This window comes from Aquabacterium sp. UBA2148, assembly GCF_002328915.1.
GTDB lineage: Bacteria > Pseudomonadota > Gammaproteobacteria > Burkholderiales > Burkholderiaceae_C > Aquabacterium > Aquabacterium parvum.
On record NZ_DCXA01000138.1, the window covers coordinates 11,154 to 12,459 of the forward strand.

Sequence of the window (1,306 nt, forward strand, 5' to 3'; positions counted from 1 at the left end):
ATGTCACCGCCCAGGGCCTCGCTGGCCCTCTGAGACAGCGCCAGCGCCTTGTCCGCCTGGCGCAAGCCGATGAGGCGTGTGTTCTCGAACTCGTCTTCGGTGGGGCCGCTGCCGGGCTTGGCGTTGAGGTTGGGCGTGAGGTCGCCTGGGTTGGTCTGCGCGAAGCCGGCCACGAAGGGCTGCGCGTCGTGCAGGTGGCGCACGCCCGCGACGTCGTGCTCCCAGTGCCAGGCGGCATAGCCCTTGTTGTCACCGCTGATGAGCGTATTGCGGTTGGTCATGCTGGTGCCGTGCGTCGGAAAGAAGCTCAAGGCACCGATGTCCTGGCCGGCCTGGCGAAAGCTCAGCACCGTCATCAGCGGGTCGATCTCTTGCGGGAAGTGGGCGCGGTCTTCGGCGGCGTTGAGCCGGAAGGCCAGCGGCGAGCGGTTGCGGCTGGCGTTGGTGAGCTCGCCCTGGTTCAGGCGCACCTCGCCGGGTGCGAGCCGGGCATGCGCGCGCTCGATGGCCTCGACGATGCCGTCGACGATGGCGTTGAAGGTGCGCTGCTGAAAGCCCAGGATGGTGATGTTGTAGAGCGCGTGATGCGAGTAGCCGCCCGGGCCCGCGTGCGTGTGCGTGGCCGTGAGCATCACGTTGCGCTCGGTGTAGCGGTTGCCGAACTTCGCGGCCAGGCGCTTCATGACTGCCTGGTGCACGGCCTGCGTCACCAGGCCGGTGTCGGTCACGACGATGACGGCCGAGCGCTGCGTGCGCGGGTCTTCGGTGATGAAGGCGCGGGCGCGCAGGCGTTGGTGGATGCCGCTGGTTTTTTGCGTGAGCTCGGCGTAGCCCATCATGCCGACCTCGGCGGCTTCGCCGGTGACGTCGCTCATGCCGACGCCCACGCGCCAGCTTTGCGCGTGCGCGGCAGCGTTGAAAGCGAACAGGCCGGCGCACAGCAGCAGCGCCGGGGCCAGGTGTTTGGTGCGGGTGGCGCGTGGCGTGCGCCGCTTCTGGCTGGTGCCCTGGGTGCGTTTGGTTTCAGAAAAAGGCATGCTTTTCTACACTCTATGGCCGATTCTGGCCGCCTGGGGTCGGGCGCATCGGTCGTCAGCCGCGCGCGGGGAACACCGGCCACATCGCCACCACGCGGTCGCCTTCGACCACGGCGATGTCGCCGAACTGTTGAAGCACCGCCTCGCTTTGCGTGGGGCGCAAGAAGACGAGGTCGTCGGGTTGCAGGCCTTGCCGGCCCGAACCCAGAAAGAGCTGCTGGTTGGAAGACGGCCCGATCAGGCCGCTGGCTTGCAGCCCCGCGGGCGAT

1 protein-coding gene and 1 pseudogene are annotated in these 1,306 nt (G+C 68.1%); both read right to left on the minus strand.

The window, feature by feature from the left end; all coding sequences use genetic code 11:
* The coding region (locus B2W70_RS07555) for a neutral/alkaline non-lysosomal ceramidase N-terminal domain-containing protein (protein ID WP_286744408.1) at nt 1-1,037 on the minus strand (1,037 nt) is incomplete at its 3' end.
* Nucleotides 1,038-1,092: 55 nt separating this feature from the next.
* Nucleotides 1,093-1,306: pseudogene (locus tag B2W70_RS07560) on the minus strand (DSD1 family PLP-dependent enzyme); the annotation flags it as partial.